The organism is Corallococcus sp. AB030, assembly GCF_003668965.1.
GTDB classification, from domain to species: Bacteria; Myxococcota; Myxococcia; order Myxococcales; family Myxococcaceae; genus Corallococcus; species Corallococcus exiguus.
Window position 1 is genome coordinate 65,457 of the sequence record NZ_RAWQ01000007.1, and the last position, 25,572, is coordinate 91,028.

The 25,572-nt window shown below is 68.9% G+C and carries 24 protein-coding genes; 14 read left to right on the forward strand and 10 right to left on the reverse strand.

The features are described 5' to 3' along the window. Window positions 1–2 precede the first annotated feature (2 nt). On the reverse strand, window positions 3–1,268 hold the full coding sequence (locus D7Y15_RS03455) for a CCA tRNA nucleotidyltransferase (protein WP_121751684.1): 1,266 nt from the start codon (window positions 1,266–1,268) through the stop codon (window positions 3–5). 219 nt (window positions 1,269–1,487) lie between these two features. Between D7Y15_RS03455 and D7Y15_RS03460 the strand changes: the two genes are divergently transcribed. Continuing rightward, on the forward strand, window positions 1,488–1,877 hold the full coding sequence (locus D7Y15_RS03460; protein WP_120576536.1) for a hypothetical protein: 390 nt from the start codon (window positions 1,488–1,490) through the stop codon (window positions 1,875–1,877). A 71-nt stretch (window positions 1,878–1,948) separates the two neighbouring features. Further along, complete coding sequence (locus D7Y15_RS03465; RefSeq protein WP_121751685.1) at window positions 1,949–2,371, forward strand: DUF4326 domain-containing protein; 423 nt, start codon at window positions 1,949–1,951, stop codon at window positions 2,369–2,371. On the opposite strand, the gene D7Y15_RS03470 is transcribed toward D7Y15_RS03465, so the two are convergent. Further along, window positions 2,372–3,418: an alpha/beta hydrolase gene (locus D7Y15_RS03470; RefSeq protein WP_120576534.1), complete on the reverse strand. Its 1,047-nt coding sequence runs from the start codon at window positions 3,416–3,418 to the stop codon at window positions 2,372–2,374. It abuts the gene before it with no gap. A gap of 136 nt (window positions 3,419–3,554) precedes the next feature. Here D7Y15_RS03470 and D7Y15_RS44030 point away from each other — a divergent pair, with 136 nt between their 5' ends. The 5 genes from D7Y15_RS44030 to D7Y15_RS03495 all read left to right on the forward strand — a co-directional run bounded on the left by D7Y15_RS44030 (window position 3,555) and on the right by D7Y15_RS03495 (window position 7,532). Then, complete coding sequence (locus D7Y15_RS44030) at window positions 3,555–3,995, forward strand: hypothetical protein (RefSeq protein ID WP_126932988.1); 441 nt, start codon at window positions 3,555–3,557, stop codon at window positions 3,993–3,995. A 108-nt stretch (window positions 3,996–4,103) separates the two neighbouring features. Further along, window positions 4,104–4,442 carry a hypothetical protein gene (locus D7Y15_RS03480; protein WP_121751687.1) on the forward strand — a complete coding sequence of 113 codons (339 nt, stop codon included), beginning with the start codon at window positions 4,104–4,106 and terminating at the stop codon, window positions 4,440–4,442. A 37-nt stretch (window positions 4,443–4,479) separates the two neighbouring features. Further along, window positions 4,480–5,100 (forward strand): DUF1877 family protein, encoded by a 621-nt coding sequence (locus tag D7Y15_RS03485; RefSeq protein WP_121751688.1) that lies wholly within the window; start codon window positions 4,480–4,482, stop codon window positions 5,098–5,100. Window positions 5,101–5,237: 137 nt separating this feature from the next. Continuing rightward, window positions 5,238–6,782: a kelch repeat-containing protein gene (locus D7Y15_RS03490; protein WP_121751689.1), complete on the forward strand. Its 1,545-nt coding sequence runs from the start codon at window positions 5,238–5,240 to the stop codon at window positions 6,780–6,782. 66 nt (window positions 6,783–6,848) lie between these two features. After that, window positions 6,849–7,532: a tyrosine-protein phosphatase gene (locus D7Y15_RS03495; RefSeq protein ID WP_121751690.1), complete on the forward strand. Its 684-nt coding sequence runs from the start codon at window positions 6,849–6,851 to the stop codon at window positions 7,530–7,532. A gap of 46 nt (window positions 7,533–7,578) precedes the next feature. Here the strand turns inward: D7Y15_RS03495 and D7Y15_RS03500 are convergent, their stop codons facing one another. After that, window positions 7,579–7,875 carry a hypothetical protein gene (locus D7Y15_RS03500; RefSeq protein ID WP_121751691.1) on the reverse strand — a complete coding sequence of 99 codons (297 nt, stop codon included), beginning with the start codon at window positions 7,873–7,875 and terminating at the stop codon, window positions 7,579–7,581. Between the two features lie 295 nt (window positions 7,876–8,170). On the opposite strand from D7Y15_RS03500, the gene D7Y15_RS03505 reads away from it, so the two are divergent. Then, on the forward strand, window positions 8,171–9,160 hold the full coding sequence (locus D7Y15_RS03505; protein WP_121751692.1) for an aldo/keto reductase: 990 nt from the start codon (window positions 8,171–8,173) through the stop codon (window positions 9,158–9,160). 7 nt (window positions 9,161–9,167) lie between these two features. Here D7Y15_RS03505 and D7Y15_RS03510 read toward each other — a convergent pair whose 3' ends face one another. After that, entirely contained in the window at window positions 9,168–10,073 is a 906-nt protein-coding gene (locus tag D7Y15_RS03510; RefSeq protein WP_120576526.1) for a LysR family transcriptional regulator, read from the reverse strand. 146 nt (window positions 10,074–10,219) lie between these two features. Here D7Y15_RS03510 and D7Y15_RS03515 point away from each other — a divergent pair, with 146 nt between their 5' ends. Next, the gene (locus D7Y15_RS03515; RefSeq protein ID WP_120576525.1) at window positions 10,220–11,263 is read left to right on the forward strand and encodes an NAD(P)-dependent alcohol dehydrogenase; all 1,044 of its coding nucleotides are present in this window, start codon (window positions 10,220–10,222) and stop codon (window positions 11,261–11,263) included. Window position 11,264: 1 nt separating this feature from the next. On the opposite strand, the gene D7Y15_RS03520 is transcribed toward D7Y15_RS03515, so the two are convergent. The 3 genes from D7Y15_RS03520 to D7Y15_RS03530 are packed head-to-tail and all read right to left on the reverse strand — an operon-like array spanning window position 11,265 to window position 15,719. Next, window positions 11,265–12,857, reverse strand: coding sequence for a DUF1501 domain-containing protein (locus D7Y15_RS03520; protein ID WP_121751693.1), 1,593 nt, complete (start codon window positions 12,855–12,857; stop codon window positions 11,265–11,267). A gap of 11 nt (window positions 12,858–12,868) precedes the next feature. Further along, window positions 12,869–13,873 (reverse strand): hypothetical protein, encoded by a 1,005-nt coding sequence (locus tag D7Y15_RS03525; protein WP_121751694.1) that lies wholly within the window; start codon window positions 13,871–13,873, stop codon window positions 12,869–12,871. A gap of 1 nt (window position 13,874) precedes the next feature. Further along, a complete protein-coding gene (locus D7Y15_RS03530) occupies window positions 13,875–15,719 on the reverse strand; it encodes a hypothetical protein (protein WP_199745874.1) in 1,845 nt (614 codons plus the stop codon). 292 nt (window positions 15,720–16,011) lie between these two features. Here D7Y15_RS03530 and D7Y15_RS03535 point away from each other — a divergent pair, with 292 nt between their 5' ends. The 3 genes from D7Y15_RS03535 to D7Y15_RS03545 all read left to right on the forward strand — a co-directional run bounded on the left by D7Y15_RS03535 (window position 16,012) and on the right by D7Y15_RS03545 (window position 19,188). After that, complete coding sequence (locus tag D7Y15_RS03535) at window positions 16,012–17,190, forward strand: right-handed parallel beta-helix repeat-containing protein (RefSeq protein ID WP_121751695.1); 1,179 nt, start codon at window positions 16,012–16,014, stop codon at window positions 17,188–17,190. Window positions 17,191–17,335: 145 nt separating this feature from the next. Then, window positions 17,336–18,214, forward strand: coding sequence for a flagellar motor protein MotB (locus D7Y15_RS03540; RefSeq protein ID WP_121751696.1), 879 nt, complete (start codon window positions 17,336–17,338; stop codon window positions 18,212–18,214). Window positions 18,215–18,405: 191 nt separating this feature from the next. Beyond that, window positions 18,406–19,188 (forward strand): fatty acid desaturase, encoded by a 783-nt coding sequence (locus D7Y15_RS03545; RefSeq protein ID WP_121751697.1) that lies wholly within the window; start codon window positions 18,406–18,408, stop codon window positions 19,186–19,188. On the opposite strand, the gene D7Y15_RS03550 is transcribed toward D7Y15_RS03545, so the two are convergent. Continuing rightward, a complete protein-coding gene (locus D7Y15_RS03550) occupies window positions 19,185–20,114 on the reverse strand; it encodes an NAD(P)-dependent oxidoreductase (RefSeq protein ID WP_368667303.1) in 930 nt (309 codons plus the stop codon). The genes D7Y15_RS03545 and D7Y15_RS03550 overlap by 4 nt on opposite strands. A 140-nt stretch (window positions 20,115–20,254) precedes the next feature. Between D7Y15_RS03550 and D7Y15_RS03555 the strand changes: the two genes are divergently transcribed. Then, on the forward strand, window positions 20,255–21,271 hold the full coding sequence (locus tag D7Y15_RS03555) for an alcohol dehydrogenase (RefSeq protein WP_120579023.1): 1,017 nt from the start codon (window positions 20,255–20,257) through the stop codon (window positions 21,269–21,271). Between the two features lie 61 nt (window positions 21,272–21,332). Next, window positions 21,333–22,862, forward strand: a complete 1,530-nt coding sequence (locus tag D7Y15_RS03560) for a M28 family metallopeptidase (protein ID WP_121751699.1) — start codon at window positions 21,333–21,335, stop codon at window positions 22,860–22,862. A gap of 55 nt (window positions 22,863–22,917) precedes the next feature. Here D7Y15_RS03560 and D7Y15_RS03565 read toward each other — a convergent pair whose 3' ends face one another. After that, complete coding sequence (locus D7Y15_RS03565; protein ID WP_120579025.1) at window positions 22,918–23,115, reverse strand: hypothetical protein; 198 nt, start codon at window positions 23,113–23,115, stop codon at window positions 22,918–22,920. Between the two features lie 170 nt (window positions 23,116–23,285). Beyond that, complete coding sequence (locus D7Y15_RS03570) at window positions 23,286–25,364, reverse strand: sodium-translocating pyrophosphatase (protein ID WP_120579026.1); 2,079 nt, start codon at window positions 25,362–25,364, stop codon at window positions 23,286–23,288. Window positions 25,365–25,572 lie beyond the last annotated feature (208 nt).

A 25,572-nucleotide genomic window follows, 5' to 3' on the forward strand; every position in this document is an offset into this window, starting at 1 on the left:
TGTCATGAACCGCGCGCCGCCCAGGCCGTGAGCAGGGAGCGGAGCGCGTCCGCGGTGTTCAGCGACGGGTCATCGAGCACGGATTCGACAAGGTACCGGGTCGCCTCGCCCACCTTCGGCGAGGGGCCGATGCCCAGCGTCTTCATGATGTCGCCCCCGGTGAGCGCCAGCTCCTTCGCGGACAGCGGGGGCTTCGCGGCGGCCAGCGCCTCCAGCCTTCCGGCCAACGCCTCCACCGCGGGCAGGCGCTCCGGGGCCCGGACCTGGACGCGGGCCTTCGCCACGGAGAGGAGCGCGGGCAGGTATACCAAGCCCACGCGGGCGAGCAGCCGGCGCAGCGCGGGGTCCGCGTCGTCCACGCGCGTCTCCAGCTTCGCGTGCTCGACGAGCATGCCGATGAGGTCCGCGGACTTGTTGGGGAACTTCAAACGCAGACACAGCTCACGGGCCTGCGTCGCGGTGTCGATGTCCGCGAGCAGCGTGGCCACGCGCAGGTCCGCGTCCAGCGGCGCGGCCTGCACGGCGGCGCGGGCGAGCCGGGCGGCCTCCTCGTCCGCGTGGGCCACCTCCGGAAGGAAGACCTCCATCAGCCCCGTGTCCGCCAGCAAGTGCAGCCCCATCTCCGCGCGAGGGGACAGGAGCAGCTTGAGCAACTCCTCGCGCACGCGCTCCAGCGCGACCTTGCGGAACACGGCCAGGGTCGCAGGGATGGCGTCGCGGGTGTCGGGGTCCAGCGTGAAGCCCAGCACGGCGGCGAAGCGCACGGCGCGCAGGGGGCGCAGTCCGTCCTCGGAGAAGCGCTCCTGCGCGGAGCCCACGCAACGGATCAACTTCGCGGGCAGGTCCACCTGGCCGCCGAACGGATCCACCAGCTCGCGGTCCAGCGGGTTGTACGCCATGGCGTTGATGGTGAAGTCGCGCCGCGACAGGTCCTTCACGATGTCCCGCTCGAAGGACACGGAGCTGGGGCGCCGGCCATCCAGATAGTCCCCTTCCGAACGGAACGTCGTCACCTCCACGTGGTTGCCGCCGGTGACGACGGTGACGGTGCCGTGCTGGATGCCGGTGGGGATGACCTTGCGGAAGGCGCGCTGGACCTCTTCCGGCAGCGCGCTGGTGGCGACGTCGAAGTCCTTCGGGTGGACCTTGCGGACCATGTCCCGCACGCAGCCGCCCACCAGGTACGTGGGGTGGCCCAGCTCGCGCAGGCGGGTGATGACTTCGAGCACGGGCTTCGGAATGTCGGCGTCGTGGAGGTTGGCGATCATGTCCGCGAGGGTGGGAGGAGACGGGCGCGTACGTTGCCGTCTTCCGGCGGGCCTTGCCACTGCGATGGCCTTCGCGGAGGCCGGCATACGACAAATGACGTATACGTGCGCAAATGAAAGTCTTCAGGAAACTCCACCCCACATGCCCCGACAATCATTTCAACGCATCACCTACCGCGGGCAGGGGCCAACGGGCCGCCGCCCCCAGCGAGGCAAACCATGTTCAAGGTCACCAGCAACCACACGTTCAAGAACCCCTCCCGCCTGCAGATTGATCAGACGACGCAGGGCAAGACGAGCGACTACAGCCACGCGGTCAGCGGCGTGAACCAGATCCTCGACAAGGGCAATTTCGGCATCTCCGACCGCTCCAAGAACAGCGTCATCGACAACGTCAAGAAGGTGGAGACGGGCGCGCGCAGCGAGGTCAACGCGCACCAGCGCGAGGCGCTGAACTTCGGCCGCGACGCCTTCGTGAGCTTCAGCAAGGGCCAGTTCAAGCAGGGCGCGGTGGAGGCGCTCGGCTCCGGGCTCAACGCCGCGGCCTCGGGGTTCAAGTCCACGTACACGCCGACGCCGCACGAGAAGCAGGGCATCGACCCCTGGTGACCCCTGCCTGCTGACGGGCCGGGCTTCACGCACGGCGTCTGACGGGTGCATCTGTTAACGATGCACCCGCCATGTCCGAATCCCGAACCACCGCGGTGCACGTCCACGACGCCTGCGAGGTGTACGTGGGCCGTGCCTTCCGCGCCTGGGCGAAGCCCGGGCCGCTCAACCCCGTGCCGGGCCGCTTCGGCAACCCGTTCAAGCCCGGGGGTGTGAAGACCTGGAAGGCGATGATCCGCACGTACTTCGAACCGTGGCTGGCGAAGCTGCCCGCGGACGAAGCCGAGCGGATCCGCGACGAGGCGCAGCGGCGCATGGCGCCCGGCCCGGACGCGTTCGAGTCCTTCCGCTGGTACCTGGAGCTGCGCACGAAGCACGACCCGGCCTTCCTGCGCGACGTGCGGACGTTGCGCGGCAAGCGGCTGGGCTGCTGGTGCAAGCCGGGCCCGTGCCACGCGGATGTGTTGGCCGCATGGCTGGACTCAGGGGATTGATCAGTGACGCGCGCTCTCCCGCTCGCGAACCTGCGCGGGCTGGGACGTGAGCGTCGCGTCCACCTGCCTCCGCGTGCCCAGGGCTTCCGACAGCGTCACGCAGGCCTGGGCGATGGCGTTGCGCGCGGCGAGTGAGTCCGCCAGCGGATCCAGCATCACGAAGTCGTGGATCATCCCATCGTACTGGAGGGCCAGCGCGGGGACGCCCGCGTCCACGAGCCTGCGCGCGTAGGCCTGGCCTTCGTCGCGGAGCACGTCGCACTCGCCATTGAGGATCAGCGCCGGGGGCAGGCCTCGCAGCTGCGCGTCGGTCGCGCGCAGGGGGCTGACGGTGGGCTCCGTGCGGACGGTGGAATCCGGTACGTAGTTGTCCCAGAACCACTGCATGCCGCTGCGGGTGAGGAAGTAGCCGTCCGCGTAGCGCGCGTAGGACCCCGTGTCGAAGCGGGCATCCGTGACGGGATAGAACAGCACCTGCTGCAGGATGCGCGGACCGCCGCGTTCCTTCGCCACCAGCGTGAGCGCCGCCGCCAGGGTCCCGCCAGCGCTGTCTCCCACCACGGCGATCCGCTGTCCATCCAGGTCCGCTTCGCCGCCGTTCTTCGCGACCCATTGCAGCGCGGCGTAGGCCTGTTCGATCTGCGTGGGGTACTGCCCTTCCGGAGCAGGCGTGTAGTTGACGAACACGACCGCGCACCGCGCGCCCACGGCCAACTCACGGATCAACCGGTCGTGCGTGTCCTTGTCGCCCAGCACCCAGCCACCGCCGTGGAGGTAGAGCACCACCGGGAGCGTCTCCGACGCGTCCGCGGGCCGCACGATGCGGACGGAGACCTGTCCGTCAGGGCCCACCGGCAGGGAGCGGTCCTCGATGCGGGCCGGCTTCCGCGCGCTCTTTCCTGCTTGCACGCTCCGGAGCACGGCGCGCGCCTCCGCGGGAGGCAGGGTTTCGAGCGCGGGCCCGCCCGCCTTCTTCAGCTGCTCCAGGAAGGCACGGGCGTGGGGATCCAATCCGGAGTCGGAAGGCTGCTTCGTGTCGGTGGGCATGGCGTCTCTCCTCCTGGGCCGAGAATGGCCATGCACGACAGGAGTGGGAGACGCAGGCACACGGTGGGCCTGTCCGATGCGCCGCATCTGTTATTTACAACTATGCAGGTATTTCTAGTTTACCACGGAGAGTGTCATGAGTGAGTCCGCTGTGCTTCGCAGGCCGCGCTTCCGCACTGCCCTGGCGCTGTTGCTGGCCCTCCCCCTGGCGTCCGCATGCAACCCGGAGCCTGAAGCCGACGCTCCGGTCCAGGCCACGTCGAACCTGGCGTCCGTCATCACCAACACGTCCTTCGAGACGAACACCCGCGGTTGGTCCGGCTGGCAGGGAACGCTGACGCGGGAGGCGCGCACCGGAGCGCCGGATGGGCAGTACGTCGGGCGCGTCACGGTCAGCGGGGCGGCGACGATGTACTCGTTGGACGGCGCGCAGAGCGGCATCCCGAACGCGCCGCAAGGGCAACTGGGTCATCCAGACGGAGACCGACCTGAGCGGCACGCCTCCGAGCAACAGCGCCGCCGGCAACGTGCAGATCGACTGGGTCGCGGTCTGGGTGCCGAAGTAGCACGGGCCTGATGCCGCCGGGCATTCCTCTCATGGGGGATGCCCGGGCGCTTCGCGCAATGGGATGGAGCCGCGCGGGCCTGATCCACGGGCCCTTCATCCCCCGACCGCGGAGCCACCATGGCAGTGCATTACGATCCCAGCATCATCACGAAACATGCCCAGGCGCTGTACGACCGGGCCGCCGGCATCATCTTCGCGTGGGGCTTCATGGCCTTCATCGTGGGTGTGGTGGTGACGAAGGCGATGAACGCGCAAGGCCTCTTCGTCCTGATCGGCGGTCTGGTTGCGGCGTTGATCGGCGTCATGTTCGGCCGGGGCCGGGCCTTCGCGCTCCAGCTTCAAGCGCAGGTGGCGTTGTGTCAGGTCGCCACGGAAGCCAATACGCGGAGGGCCGCGGAGGCAGCGCTCGCAGCGGTGCCGCCTGTCACCCCCGAACAGGTGAACCGCGCGAGCTAGCTGCTGCGCTGGCGTCGGAGCTGCTAGGACGGGGCCCATGGGACTCGATGCGAGCTACCAGGCCCTTCCCAGCGGTTCCCCGCTTCTGGAACTGGCGCGGCAAAACATCGGCGTGGGCGAATGGCTGTGCTCCGTCACCCGGTTGCTCCAGGATCCCCGAGAGGAGCGGCTGGCACCGGGCGGCCCGGATCCCGGCGAACTCCAGCTCCTGGGGGCCGTGAAAGAGCTGTTGCGCACCCGCCCGGACCTGGTGATGCAACACGTGGAGCTCGACCGGAGGTGGGATCATCTGCACTTCGTCCTCTCCGACCGCCGCCGGAACGAGCCGGGAGCCGAGGACGACTCCCTGGCCGGAATCGCAATCCATGGCGAGGCGAAGATCGCCCCGCACGTGGTGGCGGGTCAGGGCGTGCCCCTGCGCTACACGCGGCCGGAGGCGGTGGAGCGGATCGCCCGGATGCTGGAGGCCGTGCGGTTCGACGCCCTTCGCGAGCACTTCACCTTCGCAAGCATGAGCGAGGCGGGCGTCTACAAATGCCCGCACGAGGAGTCCATCGACGAGGCCTGGCAGTGGCTCACCGAGCGCTTCGACCGCTTCCGCGCCTTCTACGTCACGGCCGCGAAACACGGAGACGGCGTCCTCGTCTGCGTGGACTGACTCCAGCTCAGGACCGGCTTTTACCGTCTCCTGAGACAAGTCCGGGTATCTTGAGACACCCGATTTGTGTTCATGTTTCATGAAAGGAATCCAGACACCGCGTGCCATGGTCGCGGGCCCATTTCCCGGGAGCCCACATGCGCACCTCGTCTTGGATGTCCTTGGCCGTCGTCCCCCTGCTGTTGTGTCTCGCGTGCAGTCCCGAGAGTGAGCTCCCCGGGGACGACGTCGTGTCCTCCCAGTCGTCCGCGCTCGTCGTGCCCGGTGGTTCGATGCTGTCCGCTCGCTACCAGCACACCGCCACGCTGCTCGCCAACGGCAAGGTGCTGGTCGCGGGCGGAGGGACGCCTTCTGGCTCGTACTCCTCCACGGAGCTGTATGACCCGGCGACGGCCACTTCCGTCAGCGGTCCGTCGATGCTCACCGCGCGCCGCGCTCACACCGCCACGCTGTTGCAGGACGGCACCGTGCTGGTCGTGGGCGGCATCAACTCGAGCGTGCTCTCGTCCGCCGAGCGCTACGACCCCACCACGAACACCTGGAGCGCCGCCGCTCCCCTGCCCCGCATCAGCTATGGCCACACCGCCACGCTGCTCGCGGACGGCCGCGTGCTCGTGGCGGGCGGCGTGAGCATCGTCACCTCGACCTATGTCTACACGCCGTCCACGAACACCTGGGCGGCCACGGGCTCGCTCAACGCCGGGATGATGAGCCAGGCCGCGGTGCGGCTCGCGGACGGCCGCGTGCTCGTGGCGGGTGGAAGCAATGGCACGACGTCCTCCAGCAACCACGCGGAGATCTGGAGCCCCACCACGGGGACCTGGACCACCGTCGCGTCGATGAACACGGGCCGCAATGGCCACACCCTGCAGCTGCTCTCCAGTGGCAAGGTGCTGCTGACGGGCTATGCCACCGCGGCGGAGCTGTATGACCCGGCCGCCAACACCTGGACGAACACTGGCGCCACGGCCGTCCAGCACTTCTCCGCGCCGTCGGTGACTCGGCCGGATGGCACCATCCTGATGGCCGGTGGCTCCTACAACACGATGCAGGTGGAGCTGTTCTCCCCCACGACCAGCACCTGGAGCACGGTGGGAACGCTGACCCAGTCCCGCGTGGACCACCCCACGGTCGCGCTGCCGAACGGCCGCGTCCTGTTCCTCGGAGGGACGACCTACAACGCCCAGGGCAACATGCAGGCGGTGGCGAGCATCGAGGTCTTCGACGCCTCCGCCACCTGCACCCCGACGACGTGCGCGGCCCAGGGCAAGACCTGCGGAACCATCTCCGACGGCTGTGGTGGCACCCTCGCCTGCGGCACCTGTGGCGCCGGACAGGTCTGCTCCAGCAACAACGTCTGTACCGCCGCCTGCACCCCGACGACGTGCGCGGCTCAGGGCAAGACCTGCGGAACCATCTCCGACGGCTGTGGTGGCACCCTCGCCTGCGGCGCCTGCGGCGCCGGACAGGCCTGCTCCAGCAGCAACGTCTGTACCGCCGCTGCATGCACCCACAACGTCTGTACGACGGGCTCGTCGCTGAACAAGGACTGCAACTCCTGCACGTTTTCGGTGTGCAACCGCGACCCGTACTGCTGCACCACGGCCTGGGACAGCATCTGCGTCAGCGAGGCCTCCTCCTGGTGTGCCATCGCGCAGCCGGGCTGTGTCGTGAGTCAGTAGCCGTCACCTCCGGGTCGGCCTCCGCCGCATGGAGGCCACCCGGGTTTCCGCTACGCTGCGCCGCGCATGAAGTACACGTTCGTCTTCACCACCGCGGCGGCTCTCCTCACCTTCCTGGCGCAGCGGCTCCAGGGCTTCGGCTGGCTGCTGCTGTGGCCCGCACTGAGCTTCGCGGTCGTGGCGCTCGCCTACGCCGGACCAGGCGCGAAGGCCTTCGGGAAGCAGCCGGATGGACGCATGCGGCCGTGGGCCGTGTTCGCACTCCTGCCCTATCTGCTGCTCACGTGGGGCACCTGGCATCTGGCGCGGCGCTCCTCGCGGGAGCGAGCCTTTGACGAAGTGGTGCCTGGGGTCCTGGTGGGACGCCGATTGCTCCCCGGCGAGTTGCCCTCGGGTGTCACGGCCGTGCTGGACCTGACCTCCGAGTTCATCGAACCGGAAGCCATCCGCGCCGCTGGCCGGTACGTGTCCCTGCCCATCCTGGACGCATCGACGTTGCCCGTGGAGCACGTGGTCCCGGTTCTTCGCGAGCTGGCCGCCCTCCCCGGGTCTCTCTACGTCCATTGCGCGCAGGGACATGGGCGCACCGGGATGATCGCCGCCGCGCTCCTCGTGGCGCGGGGGGATGCTCCGGATGCGAAGGCGGCACTCGCTCGGGTGCGGCAGGCTCGGCCCGGGGTGCGGCTCTCCGCCTTGCAGGAACGTGCGCTCGACGCGTTGTCCGCGGCGCTCCGCTCCGGAAGCGCCTGAACCGCGAGGCCTGGACAGGGCAGGCCCCGCGGATGCTCAGGACTGCTCAGCTCTCCGCGGACGGAGTCTGCTCCACGCCCGGATGGGCGGAGTCGCAGACCGGCGCGGCGTCCTCGGACCGCTGGCTCTGCTCCGAGGAGACGGACGCGGTCTCCTCGGAAGGCGCGGGCGCGAAGCACCAGCCCGACTCCTCACAGGTGGTGCGGTAGGTCCCCTCGAAACAAGGCCCGGCACAACGCTCCAGGCAGATGTCCATGCACTGCGGGGGGTAGGCAAACGCGGCGGCGGGGGCCACGGCGAGGACGGCGGACACGGCCATCAGGGACTTCCTCAGCGCGTTCATCAGCACTCCTGCTGTGAGGGGAATGTGCCCGCGCGAAAGGCAGGCACGCCCGTCAGCAGACGCCACCGCTGCCACCCATAACAGACATCCACGCCCACGACCGTCGGCAACCAAACGCTTACATCCACCAGCGAGGCATGCCTGACGCGAGTCAATCGTGGCAATCCACGATGCCCATGCCCACCCTTCACTTTCAACGTGGGTTTAACAGGCCGTTGCCCCCAGTGCGTCTAGTCCCATCCGGGCCCGGGCCGTATCTCCTTCGTGCGACGAACTTCACGACGGAGAGAACACGATGCAGAAGCGCAGACTCGGAAACAGCAACCTGGAGGTCTCGGCCATCGGGCTCGGCTGCATGGGCATGAGCCATGGCTACGGCCCGCCCGCGGACAAGACGGAGATGATTGCCCTCATCCGGTCGGCCGTGGACCAGGGCGTCACCTTCTTCGACACCGCCGAGGTCTACGGCCCCTGGACAAACGAGGCGCTTGTCGGTGAGGCCCTCGCCCCGGTTCGCGCTCAGGTGGTCATCGCCACGAAGTTCGGCTTCAAGCTGAGCAGCGACGGCAAGCAGGGGGGCCTGGACAGCCGGCCCGAGCACATCAAGCAGGTCGCCGAGGCCTCCCTCAAGCGGCTCAAGACTGACGTGATCGATCTGTTCTACCAGCACCGCGTGGACCCGGACGTGCCCATCGAGGACGTCGCGGGCGCTGTGAAGGAACTCATCCAGGCAGGCAAGGTCCGGCACTTCGGCCTGTCCGAAGCGGGCGCGAAGACGATCCGCCGCGCGCACGCGGTCCAGCCCGTGACAGCCCTCCAGAGCGAATACTCCCTGTGGTGGCGTGAACCGGAGAAGGAGATCCTCCCGACCCTCGAAGAGCTGGGCATCGGGTTCGTTCCGTTCAGCCCGCTGGGCAAGGGCTTCCTGACGGGCAAGCTGCCCGACACCTCCCAGCTCGACAAGAACGACTTCCGCAACATCCTTCCGCGCTTCACGCCGGAGGCACGCACGGCGAACCAGGTCTTCGTCGATCTGCTGGGCAGCGTCGCGGCCCGGAAGAAGGTGACGCCGGCGCAGCTCGCGCTCGCCTGGGTGCTGGCGCGGAAGCCGTGGATGGTCCCCATCCCGGGAACCACGAAGCCGCACCGGCTGGAGGAGAACCTGGGCGCGGCCCGGGTGGAGCTGACGGCGGACGAGGTCCGCGAGCTCACGGAGGCCGCCGCGAAGCTCACGGCGCAGGGAGCCCGCTATCCCGAGGCCCTGGAGAAGCTGACCGGCCGCTGATTCGCTTTCACACGGCCTTGAGCGCCAGCTCGCGCGCCGCCTCGACGAAGAGTCGCAGCGGCGCGGAGCGCTGCGCACGGCTGGGATAGTAGAGGAAGAAGCCGGGCACGGTGGGCGCGTAGGCCTCCAGCACCCGCACGAGCCGTCGCGTGCGGAGCCGCTCCGCCACCAGGGGCTCCATGGCATACGCCAGCCCCAGGCCCTGCTCCGCAAGGTCCAACGTCAGGTGACTGTCATTGCTGACCACGCCCCCTCGCACCGGAACGCGCCAGTTCCTGCGGCCCCGCTCCAGCTCCCATGCGTAGAGCGCCCCGGTGGAGCGCATGCGGAACGTGATGCACTCATGCTTCAGCAGATCCTCCGGGCGCTGGGGCGTGCCGTGGCGCTCGAGGTAGCTGGGGGCGCCCACCACCACGAAGCGGAACTCTCCCGTGAGGCGCACCTGGACCATGTCGCGCTCGATGGCTTCGCTCAGCCGCACACCCGCGTCGTAGCCCTCCGCCACGATGTCCACGAAGCGCTCCTCGATGACGACCTCCACCTCGATGCGCGGGTGACGCGCGCGGAAGGTGGGGACCACCGGGGTGATGATGTAGGGCACCGCCGCCCGCGGCACGGACAGCCGGACCCGGCCCACCGTCTCTCCCGGCCGCGCGGCCACCTCCCCAAGCGCGGCGATCGCCTGCCCCATCGCGGGTCCCGCGGTCTCCACGAGCCGCCGGCCCGCGTCCGTCAGCGCCACGCTGCGAGTCGTGCGGGTGAGCAGCACCACGCGCAGCTGCTCCTCCAGCTGCCGCACCGAATGACTCACAGCCGCCGTGGAGACGCCCAGCTCGCGCGCCGCGCCGCTGAAGCTGCTCAGGCGCGCCACGACGAGGAACACCTGGAGCTGGGTGAAGGGCGCCGTATTCATTCGCGAGGACCGTATCCGAAGCCACTGTTAAGCACGCGTTAATAGCCTATTGGCTCCTCGCGCGTAGTCATGCACGGGGCTGGCGCGTATCTCTCTCCGCACGTGAACGGGGCTCACCGGCCCTATTGCTCCTGGAGAGAAGACTCATGCCTACCGCCCACGCCTATGCCGCAACCTCCGCGAAGTCACCGCTCGGTCCCCTGGCCATCCAGCGCCGGGAGCTCGGCCCTCGCGACGTGCTCATCGAGATCAAGTTCTGCGGCATCTGCCACTCCGACATCCACACCGTCCGCGACGAGTGGGGCGCGGCGACCTACCCCCTGGTCCCCGGCCATGAGATCGCCGGCATCGTCGCCAGCGTCGGCGCCGAGGTGAAGAAGCACGCCGTCGGCGACCGCGTCGGCGTGGGCTGCATGGTGGACTCGTGCGGCGACTGCTCGTCCTGCCGCAAGGGAGAGGAGCAGCACTGCCTCAAGGGCATGGTCGGCACCTACGGCGCCACCGGGCGGGACGGCCAGCTCACGCAGGGCGGCTACTCCACCCACATCGTCGTGACCGAGGACTTCGTCCTCAAGATTCCCGAGGGCATCCCGCTCGACGCCGCCGCGCCGCTGCTGTGCGCGGGCATCACGACGTACTCGCCGCTGCGCCGCTGGGGCGCGGGCCCGGGCAAGAAGGTGGCCATCGTGGGCCTGGGCGGCCTGGGGCACATGGGCGTGAAGCTCGCTCGCGCGATGGGCGCGGAGGTGACCGTCCTGTCGCAGTCGCTGAGCAAGAAGGAAGACGGCCTGCGGCTGGGCGCGCACCACTACTACGCCACCAAGGACCCGGAGACGTTCCAGAAGCTCGCGGGCACGTTCGACCTCATCGTGAACACGGTGAGCGCGAAGATCGACGTGGACGCCTACCTGTCCCTGCTGGCCCTGGACGGCGCCCTGGTCAGCGTGGGCGCGCCTCCGGAGCCGCTCTCCCTCAACGCGTTCTCGCTCTTCATGCCCCGCCGCGTGTTCACCGGGTCGCTCATCGGCGGCATCCCCCAGACGCAGGAGATGTTGGACTTCTGCGCCCAGCACCACATCGGCGCGGACATCGAGGTCATCCCCGCCAGCAAGATCAACGACGCCTACGAGCGCGTGCTCGCCTCCGACGTCCGGTACCGGTTCGTCATCGACACGTCGACGCTGAAGTAGCTCAGGACTTCACGACGCCGTCGAAGACGCCGTAGCCGCCGGGGATGAAGAAGTCCTTCCCCGGCTCCAGGCCGAAGGCGTTCATCACCGTCGCCGCGATGTCCTGCGAGCGCGGCGCACGGGAGCCGCGGCTCCCGTCCTCCTCCACCAGCGCCACCGGCGCCCCCATGGGCGAGCCGTTCATCGACTCGTCGTACCCGCCGAGCATCTGGTTGCCCTGGATGCCTCCGCCGACGAGCAGCGCGCAGGTCGCCGGATGGTGATCGCTCCCCTGCTTCGGGAACGTCCGCCCGAAGTCGCTGTAGACATACACGAGCGTCTCATCCAGCAGCGACCGGGACGGGTCGGACCTGCTGGGGGTGAGGCTCATCTCGATGCACAGCCGACCCACCATCTCCAGCGCGATGCGCAGGTGGTTGGTGTGCATCTGCACGCCGTTCGCACTGTGGGTGTCGAAGGAGTTGTTGCTGAAGCTCGTGGCCCGCAGGTTCACCGACGTGACCAGGTCGGACTTCAGCAGCCGCAAGGCGAAGTCATAGGACCCCATCGACGGACCCGTGCCGCAGGCATCCGCGTAGCCGATGCACGCCGTCCAATCCACCGGGTAGCTCGGGTCCGCCTTGAGCTTCTCCCACGCCAGGGTGTTGCCCAGCACGGAGAGGATGTCGCGGCGGATCGTCCGGCTCGCGCCCTTGTAGGTGTCATAGAGCTCCTCGAGCATCGCGTCCGTGCCGCTCGTGGACACGCCCCGCTCCGCGCGCAGCGCCTTCATGAGCGCCGCATCCACCGCCGTGACAGGCACCGTCCCCGGAAGCGCCGAACCGTCGAAGGCCACATCCGGCATATCGCTGCGGGCGCGGAGCCCCTTCCAGGCGCTGTCGCGCTTGTCGGACAGCGTCGGCTCCACCGACGCCGCGGAGCGCAGCACCGTCGGGTTCGCCAGCGCGGGCAGTCCCAACGCGCTCGGAAGTTGACCGCCCAGGCTGACGTTGGGGATGGGTCGGTCCGGGAAGCGCTGAGCCATGGCGTTCGCGATGACGGCTTGCACCGCCGGGGCTCGGAAGCTCGCGCCCGCCACGCCGCACATGCTGGCGACGATGCCGCTCGTGTGCGCGGCCGTGTTCTGATCCGCGCCCACGAGCAGCGCGGCCTTCTCATAGAGCTTGTACGTGGGGTCCGCCCACGCATAGCCCCACGGCCGGTAGATCTGCTGGTTGTTCACGACAGGGTTCGTGCCCCGCGCGTCGGCGGGGTTCGCCCAGTTCCAGTAGATGGGCCCGCGCAGCCTGCGCACCGGCCCGGGCGCATCCAGGTCCACCGGCGAGCGGTCGAAGTTCTCCACCTGCTCCGGCAGGTAGCCCACGGGAATGACGCCGCCCTGCGCGGGGGGAATGAACTTGTTGATGCCGGCGCGGGACAGCGGGGAGAAGAAGCTCTCCCAGTGCAGACCTCCGTCCAGCCAGATGCCCAGGAGCTTGGTGGGGCGTCCCGAAGCGGGCGCGGCCAAGGCCGTGGACAGCCCGAAGCGCGCCATGAGTCCCAGTTGCGTGGCCCCGAGGGCCAGCTCGAACAGCTTGCGGCGAGAGAGCTTCATGGGGTGCCCCTTCAGTAGAAGATCCAGTGCGGGTGACGGATGAAGTACGAGCACACGCCCACCCAGGCGGGCTCGGTGTCCGTCGGTGTCGAGAGCGGCACGAAGACATCCGCGTAGAGCGCGTCCACCTGCGCGTCGGAGAAGCGCTCGCCCAGGAAGTGCAGGGACCAGCGGCGCAGCGTGGCCTTCACCTCCACGGGGTCCGCGGTGCGCTGCGTGCCCGCCGGGAAGAGCGCCACGTTGCCCGTCTTGGCCAGCGCCAGACGGCACCACCGCTGGGACACCTGCGTCAGCGTGAGCGCGAACGTGGGGGAGGCGCTCCGGTCCGACGAGGTCTGGTTCATCACCGAGCCTCCGCCCAGCCCATAGAAGCGCTCGGCGGGGGGCTGCTGCCGCGGGGCCGGCACGGCGTCCGGCGGCTGCAGCGGGTAGAGGTCGTCACTGCGCTGCTCCGCCATCGGGATGCCGAACTCCGTCGCGGAGCTGAAGAAGTCGTCGTGGCCGAGTCCCAGCTGCTGGTACAGCGCCCGCTGCACCTGGGTCGCGTTCATGCGGGTGATGCGCGACGCATCGGGGTCGGGGCGCTCATCGCGCTGCTGCGCGGCGAGCCCCTGCACCCACGCGCGGACCTCCGCCACGGTCAGCGTCGCCGTGCCTTCCGAGACGAGCTGGGCGTAGGACTTCTCCCCGATGGGCATCTGCTTGAAGGCGGCATTGCCCCGGCCTTCCAGCAGGCGGATCAGCTCGCTGTCATCCGGGCTGCCCGCCTTCACCAGCCGGGCATCGGAGACCAGGAGGCTCTGGAACGCGTCCGTGGAAGCGAAGTACCCGCGCGCGCCCTGCGCGTGGCAGCCCTCACAGTGCGGATTGAGGCCCTGCATGATGCGCACGGTTTCGGAGCTGGCTGGGGTGCCGCAGGCGTTCTGGGCCTGGGTGGTGGGATTGGACGCGGTGCCGTCCCTGCCGCACGCGAGCGCCACGGGAAGCACAAGCAGGAGGAGTGCGAAGCGGTTCATGTCAGCGCCCCCGCTGGAAGAGGTTGGACTGCGTGAGGGATTTGACGAACGGGCGGACCTTGCGGCCTTGCGCGATGAAGCGCGCCACCTGCGCGTCCAGGTAGCCCGCCTCCCGCGCCGGGTCGATGTCGCGTCCCAGCACCTGCGCATGGAGGTGCCGCACCACGCAGCGATCGAACGCCCCCGCCGCGACGATGAGCTTGGCGAAGCCGAGCGGGCCCACCGTCCCGTCCCCCACCTGCCCCAGCAGCGTCTGATCCGGAGGGAGGAAGTCGAGGAAGACGGCCTCGGGGTTCACCTGCTCCTGGGCCTCGGTGATGGGTGTGAGCAGCGTGTCGGCCGTGTACCAGCGGTTCCAGTGGCTGAACGGATCTCCGCCGTAGGGGTACACGCCCTTGCGCCACTGGATGGGCCAATGCCAGGTGGTGCCCACGCCGGGCATCAGGTACTTCGCGCCATGGCCCTCGGACGCCGAGCCCTGCTTCGCGAAGCGCTTGAAGTGGATGGCCGCGGGGTCGAGCCGGCGGTGGCAGTGCTGGCAGGGCCCTTCCGTGCCCGGGTCGCGGCGGTACTCGTTGAACTTCTGTCCCAGGGGCGGAGAGAGGACCTCGCACGCCAACGTCTCCAGGGCCCGCGCACCGCGCACGCGCTCGCGCGGATAGCCCGCGAGGAACCCGATGCTGGTGAGCATGCCCGCGGCCGGAATGCCCCGCGAGGGATCCGCCTGGATGCGAGGGTCGTAACGATAGTCGCGCTCGGCGAGGAGGAAGGGATTGCGCGCGGGGATCTGATACTCGCGCCAGGCGAGCGGATCCCCCGGTGCGTGTTCCGGATCCACCGGCTCCCCCAAGAAGCGCGACGGCCGCCACCAGGAGTCGTCGTCGAGCAGCCCGGTCGCGCCGCCCTCCAGGCCCTGCATCACGTACGCGGCCTGCAGCCGGGTGGGCGCGACGGAGTACGTGCCGAGGATGAGGTCCGTCACCGGCCGGTCGTGCCACGCGAGATGGGCGAAGAGGCGCGCGGGCTCCTCGGACACGAGCCGCCGCTGGCCGTGCTCGGCGTAGTGCAGGTAGTCCTCCCAGCCGGCGTACTGCTGGAAGTCGGCGTGGCAGCGCACGGCGTTGGGGCCGCAGCCGCAGGTGCCCACCGGACCGGCGGTGGCGCAGACAAGGGGCACGGGGGTGCCGTTGACGGATCCGGTGCCCGTGGCGGAGGTGTTGGCCGCGGCCCCCACCAGTGTCACCGTGGTGCCCGGCGCCCACCACGGCTCCACGGCGAGCTCCTCCACGGGCGTGCCATCCGCCTTCACCCCGCTGCAGGCGGTGTCTTCGCCCCGGAAGTACTTCCAGGCGCCGGCCTTCGCGGTGCCCGCGGGGCAGCGCTGGATGGACCGCTGCTGCTGCACGCCGTACTCCGGCGCGTCAGCGGTGCGAGGCACGAGCGGGATGTTGAACCAGTCGCGCGCCTGCTCGAACATCGTCCGGTAGAACGCGGGCTGCCCGAGCGTCGTGTCGACGAAGTGCTCCACGAAGGCCCGCTGCGAGGCGTCGTCGCCCGCGGCCTCGAGCGCGGCGAACTCCTCGTCCGTCGGGGGCGTCCCGCGCAGCGCGAGCGAGGCCCGCCGCAAGAGCCGGCTGGGGGCGAGCATGTCGTTCTTCTCGCCCGCGTCGGGGTCACCGGAGGGCGCAGGGTCCTCACACCCTGCGTCCGTCGAGCCTGACGGATCCACGTCATTGTCGGACGGCCCACCCACCACACCGGTGCAGGCCGTCCAGAGGACGAGGAGCAGGGCCCATCCCGTGGAGCGTCGCCAGGTGCCAGGTGCCGTCGCGTCGCGCGAAGTCATGCGCCGCCGCAAGGCAATGCGTGTGCCAGATGCCCGACACTGCGGGGCTTCCATCTCTCGCTCCAAGAGAGCGCGCGCGGCCAAGGGAACCGCGATGCATGGCGATGGATCTCCCCCACACAGTGAGGCCCGTTCCCCCCACTTCGTCGTGGAGATCCACGTCGCCCCGCGGTGCCTTCACCCTGTCGCCCTCGCAGCGGTGCGGTGACACCTCTGGGAGGGAAGACGCAGTGGGCGCAGTGTCTAGCCTCTCCGCCAGTGACCGGACGTCTCCGGCCCCGGGGGAGGCAGCATGCAGAAGACACGCGGATTCGCCATGGTCATGGCCGTGGCCACCTTGCTCACGGGAGCGCCCGACGTCCTGGCCCGGGACACGACTCCATCCGATGTGGAACCCAAGGTGATCTTGAAGTCCGGTCACGCCGTCCAGTGCGGTGACACCCTCACCGAAAGCACGATCCTCACGCATGACCTCAACTGCTCGGGCTCCGAGCCCTACGCGCTCTGGCTCAATGGCGCGGACATCCTCCTCGACCTGGGCGGATACACCATCCGCCGCACCGGCCCGGAGGTCGGGGGTTCAAGTGGCATCCTGGTCGTCGACGCCAGGATGATCCGCAATGGCACGGTTCAGGGTTTTGGGTACGGTATCGTCACCACCTTCAGCTCGCCCACGCAGAACCTGCGACTGCACGAACTCGCGCTCCTCGACAATGGTTACGGCGTCTACAGCGAGTCCCAAACGAACTTCCTCATCACCCACTGTCGTCTGAGCGGGAATGACCGGGGACTGGGCAGCGTGTTCGATGCGTCCACGGGAATGTTCGACGTGCGCTCATCGATCTTCACCGACAACGGGATCGCGATTGTGGCGGACTTCCATCACATCGACGTGATCGACTCCACCTTCACGTCCAATGGGTTGGTCAGCTACTGCTTCGGTGCTTCCTTCCGCTTCAGGGCAAGCACGATCGCGTGGAACGACGTCGTGGGAAGGACGCAGGTCGACCTGGGCGGCCCCTACACCTGCGGCGAGATGCGGTTCGAGAACTCACTCATCGCGAACAACGCCGCGTTCGCGCCCGCCGACCGGCCGGTCTGGGAAACGAACAGGCTCGCGATGATCAACACGACGGCTGTCAACAATGGCCTGGGTCTCCAAGCCGCGGCCCTGACGGTGTACGTGGATGGCAACACGTTCTATGACAACGGAGGCGGGCTGACGCTGTCCGACCTCCCTGCGCCCGTCCCCGTCCCGCTCACGGGCATCGTCCGCGGCAACCAGTTCCTGAGCAACGACGGGGATGGACTCCGGGTCGAGCCGCCCAGTGCGCCCACGGTGCTCAACAACGTGGCCCTGGGCAACGCGGGCTTCGGCATCTACGCGCCCACCGCCTTCGATGGCGGCGGAAACGTCGCGCGGAACAACACCGCGGGCAACTGCGTGGGCATCGTCTGCGCCCTGTACTGACGTCCCTGCCTGCGGCGGAGCACTCCGGCTGCCCTGACTGAAACAATGAACCTCCAGACACCTGCACGCACCCGGGTCGCCTTGAGGCGCACCCGGGTCGTTTCACTAGCGTGGCCTCCGTTCATTCCACCCCGGAGGTCGCGACATGGAAGAGGAACGCGGAAGGGCCTGGGTGCCCTGGCTGGTGACGGCGCTGGTGGCGGTGCTCGCGGGCCTGGTGCTCTATCTGTCGCATCGCAGCACGACCCGCGCGGACGCGGAGGCGGCTGCTGCCACTGCCAAGGCGAACGAAGCAGACGCCGCGAAGCAGCAGCTGGAGTCGAAGCTGGCCGCGCTGGAGGCGGAACACACGAAGCTGACCACGGAGAAGGATCAGCTCAACACGGAGAAGGAACAGCTCAGCCAGACGGTGCAGGAGCAGGAAGCGGAGCTCAGCCGGCTCAAGGCCACCTACGAGGACCTCCAGGACAAGCTGAAGAAGGAGATCGCCGAGGGCGCCATCCGCCTGTCCCAGGACGGAGGCCGCCTCCAGGTGGACCTGGTCGACAAGGTCCTCTTCGATTCAGGCGATGCGAGCATCAGCACGCGCGGCCAGGAGGTCCTCACCCGCCTGGGCGGCGTGCTGTCCAAGGTGGATGACAAGCTCATCCAGGTGTCGGGCCACACCGACGACTCGCCCCCCACGCAGAAGCTCCAGGCCACGTTCCCCACCAACTGGGAACTGTCCGTCGCGCGCGCCGTCAACGTGGTCCGCTTCCTCCAGGAGAAGGGCGGCGTGCCCGCGAAGCGCATGCTCGCGGCCGGCTACGGCGACACGCGGCCCCTGGGGGCCAATGCCTCGCCGCAGGGCCGTGCGCGCAACCGCCGCATCGAGTTGCTGTTGATTCCGGAGCTGGCCGCGAAGAGAAACACCGCCATCGCGAAAGCAGCGGCCCCCTCGAAGGCGACGCCCGTGAAGGGTGCTCCCGCGAAGGCTGCGGCCACGAAGCCCGCCGTCGGGAAGAAATCCTCGTCCGGCCGGTAGAGGCGCGCGGGCGTTATTCGGAGAGGTGGCGGGCCCTGCCTGCCCCTGTCCTGTCTTCTATCGGTGAATCCGCCAGCTGATGCCCCGGAGGACCGCGTCCTGCTGAGGGGGAACAGGGCTTGTTAGAACAGCCGCGAGCACCTGGCCGTGGTGCTGTCGCTGTTCCCTCGTCGTCGGGTTTCGCCCTCGACATGGCACATCTGGAACTGCTGCGCAGCGTGAAGTGGAAGGACCTGCGGACGCTCTCGACGCGGGAGTTGCTGATTGAGAACAACCTGACCATTCCCTGGTTCGTGTTCTCGATGCTGCTGGCGTACTTCGAGCACTACGCGCTCGCCCTGCCCTTCTCCGCCTTCTACTTCCTCACGGGCCTGAGACAGGTGCACAACGGCTTCCACCGCGCCCTGGGCACGAACAAATTCCTGACGTGGCTCACGCTGTATCTCAACAGCGTGCTGATGATGGCCTCACTCCACGCGGTGAAGTTCAACCACCTGAGACATCACCGGTACACCCTGGCGGAGGGTGACTACGAAGGAAAGTCAGCGGGCATGTCGTGGTACGGCGCCATCCTGTACGGCCCCGTCCACATGTTCCTGATCCACAAGGTGACCCTCCAGAAGGGAGACACGAAGTACCGCTGGAACGTCCTCTTCGAGCTGGCCTCCATCGCCGTCTTCGTCATCGGCGTCTTCCACCTGCGGCTTCACTTCCTCATCTACCACGTCGGGGTGATGGTCCTTGGCGAGTGCCTGATGGCCTTCTTCGCCGTGTGGACCGTGCATCACGACACGCAGGACGACCCCACGATGGCAAGAACCCAGCGCACCGGCTGGAAGAACCTGCTCACGTTCAGCATGTTCTATCACCTGGAGCACCACCTCTTCCCTGCGGTCCCCACCATCAAGCTGCCGGAACTGGCGAAGCGCCTGGACGGGGCGCTTCCCGAAATGCAGAAGCGTGGGACCTTCTAGGGAACCGCCTTCAGCGTGCGGAACACGGCGGGCAATTCCTGCTCACCCAGCCCCGCGCCCAGGGCCCGCCGGTAGTTCTCCAGCAACTCCCGGGGGAAGCGGTCGCTGATTCGGGCGTCCGTGCTCAGCCGGACGATGTGCTCGATGGCCGCGACGTGGGTGTTGAGGCTGCACTGCTGGCCGGTGAAGTCGTTGCGTTCGATCATGTCCTGCGCGGCGTCCGCGGTGACGGAGATCAAGCCCAGGAAGGAGTTCTTCTGGGCGAAGAAGGCCTTCGGATCCAGCCCCTCGGCCTGACACATCGCCGCGGCGTGGAGGACCGCCAGGGAGCCTCCGTAGTAGGCCTCCAGGATCGCGCAGTCGAGCGTCGCGGCGGAGCCGATCTTCTCGTCGACGTAGACGGAGTTCTTGGCGATGGCCTGGAGGGTCTCCTGGTGCCGCTCGAACACCGCTCGCGACCCGGCGTAGTAGACCGTCGCGTAATCGGTGGCCACGAACGCGGGATAGGCGAGGATCGCCGCATCCAGGTAGTCCACGCCGTGGGCCCTCGCCCACTCCAGGCCTCCACGAGCGTCCGCCGGTGAGCCGCTGGTGAGCTGGACCAGCGTCGTTCCAGTGAGTGCCGATGCGATGGCCGGCGAGGCAACCAACTCCGACCACGCCGCGTAGTTGGACAGCGAGACGACCACGAGCGAGCGCCCGGTGACGGCCTCCACCAGGTTCTCGAACGCGACGGTGCCACCGCCCACGGCCCTGGCCTTGCCCGGCGTCCGGTTCCACACCGCGACGTCGTGCCCCACCGAGGCGAAGGCCCGCGCCAGCGCGCTGCCCATGAGACCACTGCCAATCACCGCGAGCTTCGTCGAATGGATGGACGTCATCTTCACGCTCCTGTTGTGAGGCGCCCAGCCTCGAAGCGCGCGCACTCCGCGTCAACCCGGACGCTTGCTGAACGACCTGCCTGGCCAGGGCAGGTCTTCTCTGTCCGCTCACCAACCCGGCGTCCTCCCTCACTCCAGGTGCGCCCGCACCGCGTCATCCCCATCCCTCCCCCCGAGGAGACGCCATGGCCAGGAAGATGAAGGCAGTGCAGGTGCCGAAGGGTGGAGGCCCGCTCGAGATTGTCGAGCGTGAGATCCCCGAGCCCGGTCCCGGGCAGGTCCGGATCGCGGTGGAGGCGTGTGGCGTCTGCCACAGCGATGCCATCACCAAGGAAGGCTGGATGCCCATCCAGTACCCCCGGGTGCCGGGCCACGAGGTGGTGGGCCGCATCGAACGGGTGGGCCCTGGTGTCACGGCCTGGAAGGAAGGACAGCACGTCGGCGTGGGCTGGCACGGGGGCCATTGCGGCCAGTGCGTTGCGTGCCGCAGCGGCGACTTCGTCACCTGTGAGAAGCAGCAGATCTGCGGCATCAGCTACGACGGCGGCTACGCGGAGTATCTGGTCGCGCCCCAGGAGGCGCTGGCCCGGGTCCCGGAGGGGATGAGCTCCGAGGATGCCGCGCCCCTGCTCTGCGCGGGCGTCACCACGTACAACTCCCTGCGCAACATGGGCGCGCGGCCGGGGGACCTGGTGGCGGTGCAAGGCATTGGCGGGCTGGGCCACCTGGCCGTCCAATACGCCAGCAAGTTCGGCTACCGCACCGCCGCCATCTCTCGCGGCGCGGACAAGAAGGCCCTGGCGATGGAGCTGGGCGCGCACGAATACATCGACACGGAGAAGGGCCCTGCCGCGGAGGCCCTCCAGAAGATGGGGGGCGCGCGCGTCATCATGATGACCGCTTCGAGCAGCAGCCTCGCGGGCGAGCTGGTCGGAGGACTGGGACGCAACGGCACCCTGCTGCTGCTGGGCGCGGGCTCGGAGCCCATCCCCGTCAACAGCCTGTCCCTGATCACGAAGCGCACGCGCATCCAGGGCTGGCCCAGCGGCGTGCCCCAGGACTCGCAGGAGGCCATGGCCTTCAGCGCGCTCGCGGGCGTGCGCTCGCGCAACGAGGTGTTCCCCCTGGACCGCGCCGCGGAGGCCTACGAGCGGATGATGAGCAACAAGGCCCGCTTCCGGGTGGTGCTCAAGATGCGCTGACTTGCCGGGGAGCGGCCGGGGTGGGGATGCTTGCGCCATCCTCTTCCCCGGTGCCCTCCGCATGTCCCCTTCCCGTCCATTCATCCGCCTCGCGGCGCTGTCCCTCGCCCTGGCCCTCCCGGCTCCCTCCAGGGCCGAGGAGGCACCGCCTTCCGTGCGCGAGCGCGAGGCCGCGCTGCTCATGGGGAGCGTGCTGGGGGCAACGCCCATGCTCGAGGACCTGCGCTCGCTGGTGGATGAAGTGGGCGGGAGGGCCACGGGCTCCGAAGCCAACCAGCGCTCCGTGTCATGGGCGTTGGAGCGCTTCCGCGCCGCTGGCGTGACGGCGCGCGCGGAGCCCTTCCGCATGCCGGCGCTGTGGCTGGAGCGCTCCGCCACCGCGTCCGTGCAGGGCCAGGACGTGCGCTTCGCCCCACGCGTGGCCGCGATGCCCTTCTCCACCGCCACGCCCAAGGGAGGCCTCACCGCGCCGCTGTTGGACGTGGGCCGAGGCACCGAGGCGGACTTCAAGCGCCTGGGCACGAAGGCACGGGCCGCATTCCTGCTGGTGGAGACGGACGAGCTCAAGGACGTCGACGGGCTCTTCCGTGAGTACGACATGGCGGATGGCATCGAGTCCCGCGCGTTCGCCGCGGGCGTGGCCGGCATCGTCTACATGGGCAGCCGTCCGGGCAACCAGCTCTACCGGCACAGCGTCTCCGTGGGCCCCAGGAACACCCGCCCCATGATGGTGATGGAGCGCGACGGCGCGAAGCGCGCGCTGCGGCTCTTGCGCACCGGCAAGGTGCTGAACCTCACCGCGGCGCTGGACCTGCGAACGGGCGGCCCCTACGAGACACGCAACGTCATCGGAGAGATTCGCGGCACCACGCATCCCGACGAGGTCGTCGTGCTGGGGGCCCACCTGGACAGCTGGGACCTGGGCGGCGGCGCGCTGGACAACGGCGCCAACGTCTCGATGCTGATCGATCTCGCCCGGCAGATGCAGCGCCTGGGCTTGAAGCCCGCGCGCACCCTGCGCTTCGCGCTGTGGAACGGCGAGGAGCAGGGCATGTACGGCTCGGCCGGCTATGCGCGCACGCACGCGGCGGAGTTGGATCGGCACACCCTGGCGCTGTCGGTGGACATCGGCTGCGGGCGCATCACCGGCTTCTACACGAACGGCCGGCCCGCCCTGGTCCCGCTGGTGGATCAGGCCCTGAAGCCAGCGGCGGGCCTGGGACCCTTCACGCAGGTGGACGTGCCGGTGGTGGGCACCGACAACTTCGACTTCATGATGCACGGCGTGGCGAACCTCATCGCCAACCAGGAGCCGGCCACGTACGGGCCCAACTACCACGCGCGCTCGGACGAGTTCGAACAGTGCGACGCGCGCACGCTGCGCGCCAACGCGGCCGTGGTGGGCGCGCTCGCGTGGGGTTTCGCCACCATGGAGGAGAAGCTGCCCCGGCAGAGCCGCGCGGAGGTGGAGGCGCTCGTGCGCGACACCGACCTGGGCCAGCAGATGAAGTCGTTCAACGTCTGGGAGGAATGGACCGCCGGAACCCGGGGGCATCCCCTCGAAGGGAAGCCCGCCCCGGCACCGCGCTGAAGCAGGCAGCCATCCGGGCCCCAGGCCGCTCACCTGGAGACCGTGACGGCCAGGCTCAGAGGGCCGGCTGATCCTGATGCATCCGGGCCTCCACCTGCCGCTGGATGACCAGGAGCTGGTCGAGCCTGCTCTTCAGCTCCTCACGCAGCTCGAGCTTGTCGGTGCGGACGATCTCGTCCCGCAGCGCATCGGCGCTTTCGGCCAGCACGGCGTCGAGCAGGTGAATCTGCTGCTGGGAGAACTCCAGGACCATGGGACACCTCATCGTCAGGAGAACAGCGAGCGGCACACACAACGAAGTGTAAGCACGCGCTCGCCCACCGCCCTCTGACGCGGCCGACATTGCCTGGCCGGGTGTCTGGTCTCCTACACCCAGGGTGCGGCGCCCGAAGCCGGGTGGCCGCACCCCAGGGACGGCTCAGCTCAGCGCAGCGCGATGAGCGAGGCCACGAGCAGCGACACGACGCTCATGACCTTGATGAGGATGGCCACGCCCGGGCCGGAGGTGTCCTTGAAGGGGTCGCCCACCATGTCGCCGACGACGGCGGCCTTGTGGACGGCCGAGCCCTTGGCGTGGCCCGGCAGCTTGCCCTTCTCGATGAACTTCTTGGCGTTGTCCCACGCACCGCCCGCGTTGGCCATGTAGAGGGCCATGGTGGCGCCGACGACGAGCGCACCGGCCAGCAGGCCCGCCAGCGCGCCAGGGCCCAGCAGGTAGCCCACCAGCGGCGGGGCGACGATGGCGATGAGGCCCGGGAAGATCATCTCGCGCAGCGCGCTCCGGGTGGCGATGTCGACGATCTTCTTGGGTTCCGGCTCGGCCTTGAGCTCCATCAGGCCGGGGATCTCACGGAACTGGCGGCCAATCTCCTCCACGATGGCGCCGGCGGCGCGACCCACCGCGAGCATGGTGGAAGCGCCCACCAGGAACGGGAGGATGGAGCCCAGCAGCATGCCCACGATGACGTTCGGGTTGGTCAGCTCCAGGCTCATCTCCGCCAGGCCGTTGGCGACGCGCGTGTGGTTGACCTCCAGGTTGAACGCGGAGAACAGCGCGATGACCGTGAGGGTCGCGGAGCCGATGGCGAAGCCCTTGCCGATGGCGGCCGTGGTGTTGCCCACCGCGTCCAGCTCGTCGGTGATGGCGCGCACTTCCGGGCCCAGGCCGGACATCTCGGAGATGCCGCCCGCGTTGTCGGAGATGGGGCCGTACGCGTCCACCGTCATCACGACGGCCGTACCGCCCAGCATGCCCACCGCCGACAGCGCGATGCCGTACAGGCCGAGCGCGCGGTCCGCGATGTAGGCCACCAGGGCGATGGTGGCCATGGAGATGCCCACGCTCTCCATGCCGACAGCGAGGCCGCGGATGAGGTTGGTGCCCGCGCCCGTGATGGAGGCCTCCGCGATGCGCTGCACCGGCGTGGACGACGTGTAGTAGTCCGTGACGAGGCCGATGATGGCGCCGCCGAAGGCACCCGCCGCCAGCGCGATGGTGATGTTCTGGGACAGGCCGAACACGTTCATCAGCACGAACGACAGGCCCACCAGGATGACCGGGGGCATGATCAGCGCGCTGCGCAGGACCTGCGCGGGGTTCATGTGCTTGAGCGCGCGGGCGATGAAGATGCTCAGCAGGCTGACCACCAGGCCGATGGCGGACAGCACCAGCGGGAGGATGACGCCGGCCAGCTTCGCGTTGCCCGTCGCGTTCGTGTCCACCACGAGGCGGGAGAGCTCCGTCGCGTTGGCGGTCAGCGCGATGGCCATGGCGGCGACGATGGCGGCCACCATGGACTCGTAGATGTCCGCGCCCATGCCGGCCACGTCGCCCACGTTGTCACCCACGTTGTCGGCGATGACGCCGGGGTTGCGCGGGTCGTCCTCGGGGATGTTCTCAATGACCTTGCCGGCGATGTCGGAGCCCACGTCCGCGGCCTTGGTGTAGATGCCGCCGCCCACGCGCGCGAAGAGCGCGATCGAGCTGGCGCCCACGGCGAACGAGTGGAGGACGGGGGACAGCTCCGGGCTGGAGCGGAACGCGTAGTAGACGACCCCCATGCCGATGAGGCCCAGGCCGGCGACGGCGAGGCCCATCACGGCGCCGCCATCCAGGGCGACGAGCAGCGCGTTGGGCTTGGAGCCGGTGCGCGCGGCCTGCGCGGTGCGCACGTTCGCGAACGTCGCGGCCTTCATGCCGATGTAGCCCGCGAGCAGCGACAGGAACGCGCCCGCCACGAAGCTCGCGCTGGCGACCGGGCCCAGCGCCAGACCGATGACGATGGCGACGACCACGCAGTAGACCGCGAGCACCTTGTATTCGCGGACGAGGAACGCCATCGCGCCTTCGCGGATGTAGCCCGCGATGCGGTTCATCGTCGCGTCACCGTCGGGGAGACCCTTGACGCGGAAGTAGAAGAACGCAGCGAAGAGCAGACCGACGGCGCCGATGACGCTCGGTGCGATCGCCCAGAATTCAGATTCGAGACTCGACAACTCCATCCGTTCCTCCAGAGCAGTCCCGGGGGCCCCTGACCGCTCACCCTGCGGATCGCTCGCATGCCGCGCGAAATGTGCGGAGGCCTATACGTGATTTCAGGCCAAGCGGGGAGCCTCCTCGGAGCAGTCGCCCCCACCAGGGTCCTTGACGCGGGAGGGCCCCCCGGGCCCCCAGGGGGACCGCCGGGGCCCGTCGAGTGAATCGAAGTAC

What these genes read in the sequence shown, in the direction of transcription:
- D7Y15_RS03455 (WP_121751684.1), bottom strand. Translation starts at nt 1,268, where the DNA reads ATGATCGCCAACCTCCACGACGCCGACATTCCGAAGCCCGTGCTCGAA.
- D7Y15_RS03460 (WP_120576536.1), top strand. Translation starts at nt 1,488, where the DNA reads ATGTTCAAGGTCACCAGCAACCACACGTTCAAGAACCCCTCCCGCCTG.
- D7Y15_RS03465 (WP_121751685.1), top strand. Translation starts at nt 1,949, where the DNA reads ATGTCCGAATCCCGAACCACCGCGGTGCACGTCCACGACGCCTGCGAG.
- D7Y15_RS03470 (WP_120576534.1), bottom strand. Translation starts at nt 3,418, where the DNA reads ATGCCCACCGACACGAAGCAGCCTTCCGACTCCGGATTGGATCCCCAC.
- D7Y15_RS44030 (WP_126932988.1), top strand. Translation starts at nt 3,555, where the DNA reads ATGAGTGAGTCCGCTGTGCTTCGCAGGCCGCGCTTCCGCACTGCCCTG.
- D7Y15_RS03480 (WP_121751687.1), top strand. Translation starts at nt 4,104, where the DNA reads ATGGCAGTGCATTACGATCCCAGCATCATCACGAAACATGCCCAGGCG.
- D7Y15_RS03485 (WP_121751688.1), top strand. Translation starts at nt 4,480, where the DNA reads ATGGGACTCGATGCGAGCTACCAGGCCCTTCCCAGCGGTTCCCCGCTT.
- D7Y15_RS03490 (WP_121751689.1), top strand. Translation starts at nt 5,238, where the DNA reads ATGCGCACCTCGTCTTGGATGTCCTTGGCCGTCGTCCCCCTGCTGTTG.
- D7Y15_RS03495 (WP_121751690.1), top strand. Translation starts at nt 6,849, where the DNA reads ATGAAGTACACGTTCGTCTTCACCACCGCGGCGGCTCTCCTCACCTTC.
- D7Y15_RS03500 (WP_121751691.1), bottom strand. Translation starts at nt 7,875, where the DNA reads ATGAACGCGCTGAGGAAGTCCCTGATGGCCGTGTCCGCCGTCCTCGCC.
- D7Y15_RS03505 (WP_121751692.1), top strand. Translation starts at nt 8,171, where the DNA reads ATGCAGAAGCGCAGACTCGGAAACAGCAACCTGGAGGTCTCGGCCATC.
- D7Y15_RS03510 (WP_120576526.1), bottom strand. Translation starts at nt 10,073, where the DNA reads ATGAATACGGCGCCCTTCACCCAGCTCCAGGTGTTCCTCGTCGTGGCG.
- D7Y15_RS03515 (WP_120576525.1), top strand. Translation starts at nt 10,220, where the DNA reads ATGCCTACCGCCCACGCCTATGCCGCAACCTCCGCGAAGTCACCGCTC.
- D7Y15_RS03520 (WP_121751693.1), bottom strand. Translation starts at nt 12,857, where the DNA reads ATGAAGCTCTCTCGCCGCAAGCTGTTCGAGCTGGCCCTCGGGGCCACG.
- D7Y15_RS03525 (WP_121751694.1), bottom strand. Translation starts at nt 13,873, where the DNA reads ATGAACCGCTTCGCACTCCTCCTGCTTGTGCTTCCCGTGGCGCTCGCG.
- D7Y15_RS03530 (WP_199745874.1), bottom strand. Translation starts at nt 15,719, where the DNA reads ATGACTTCGCGCGACGCGACGGCACCTGGCACCTGGCGACGCTCCACG.
- D7Y15_RS03535 (WP_121751695.1), top strand. Translation starts at nt 16,012, where the DNA reads ATGCAGAAGACACGCGGATTCGCCATGGTCATGGCCGTGGCCACCTTG.
- D7Y15_RS03540 (WP_121751696.1), top strand. Translation starts at nt 17,336, where the DNA reads ATGGAAGAGGAACGCGGAAGGGCCTGGGTGCCCTGGCTGGTGACGGCG.
- D7Y15_RS03545 (WP_121751697.1), top strand. Translation starts at nt 18,406, where the DNA reads ATGGCACATCTGGAACTGCTGCGCAGCGTGAAGTGGAAGGACCTGCGG.
- D7Y15_RS03555 (WP_120579023.1), top strand. Translation starts at nt 20,255, where the DNA reads ATGGCCAGGAAGATGAAGGCAGTGCAGGTGCCGAAGGGTGGAGGCCCG.
- D7Y15_RS03560 (WP_121751699.1), top strand. Translation starts at nt 21,333, where the DNA reads ATGTCCCCTTCCCGTCCATTCATCCGCCTCGCGGCGCTGTCCCTCGCC.
- D7Y15_RS03565 (WP_120579025.1), bottom strand. Translation starts at nt 23,115, where the DNA reads ATGGTCCTGGAGTTCTCCCAGCAGCAGATTCACCTGCTCGACGCCGTG.
- D7Y15_RS03570 (WP_120579026.1), bottom strand. Translation starts at nt 25,364, where the DNA reads ATGGAGTTGTCGAGTCTCGAATCTGAATTCTGGGCGATCGCACCGAGC.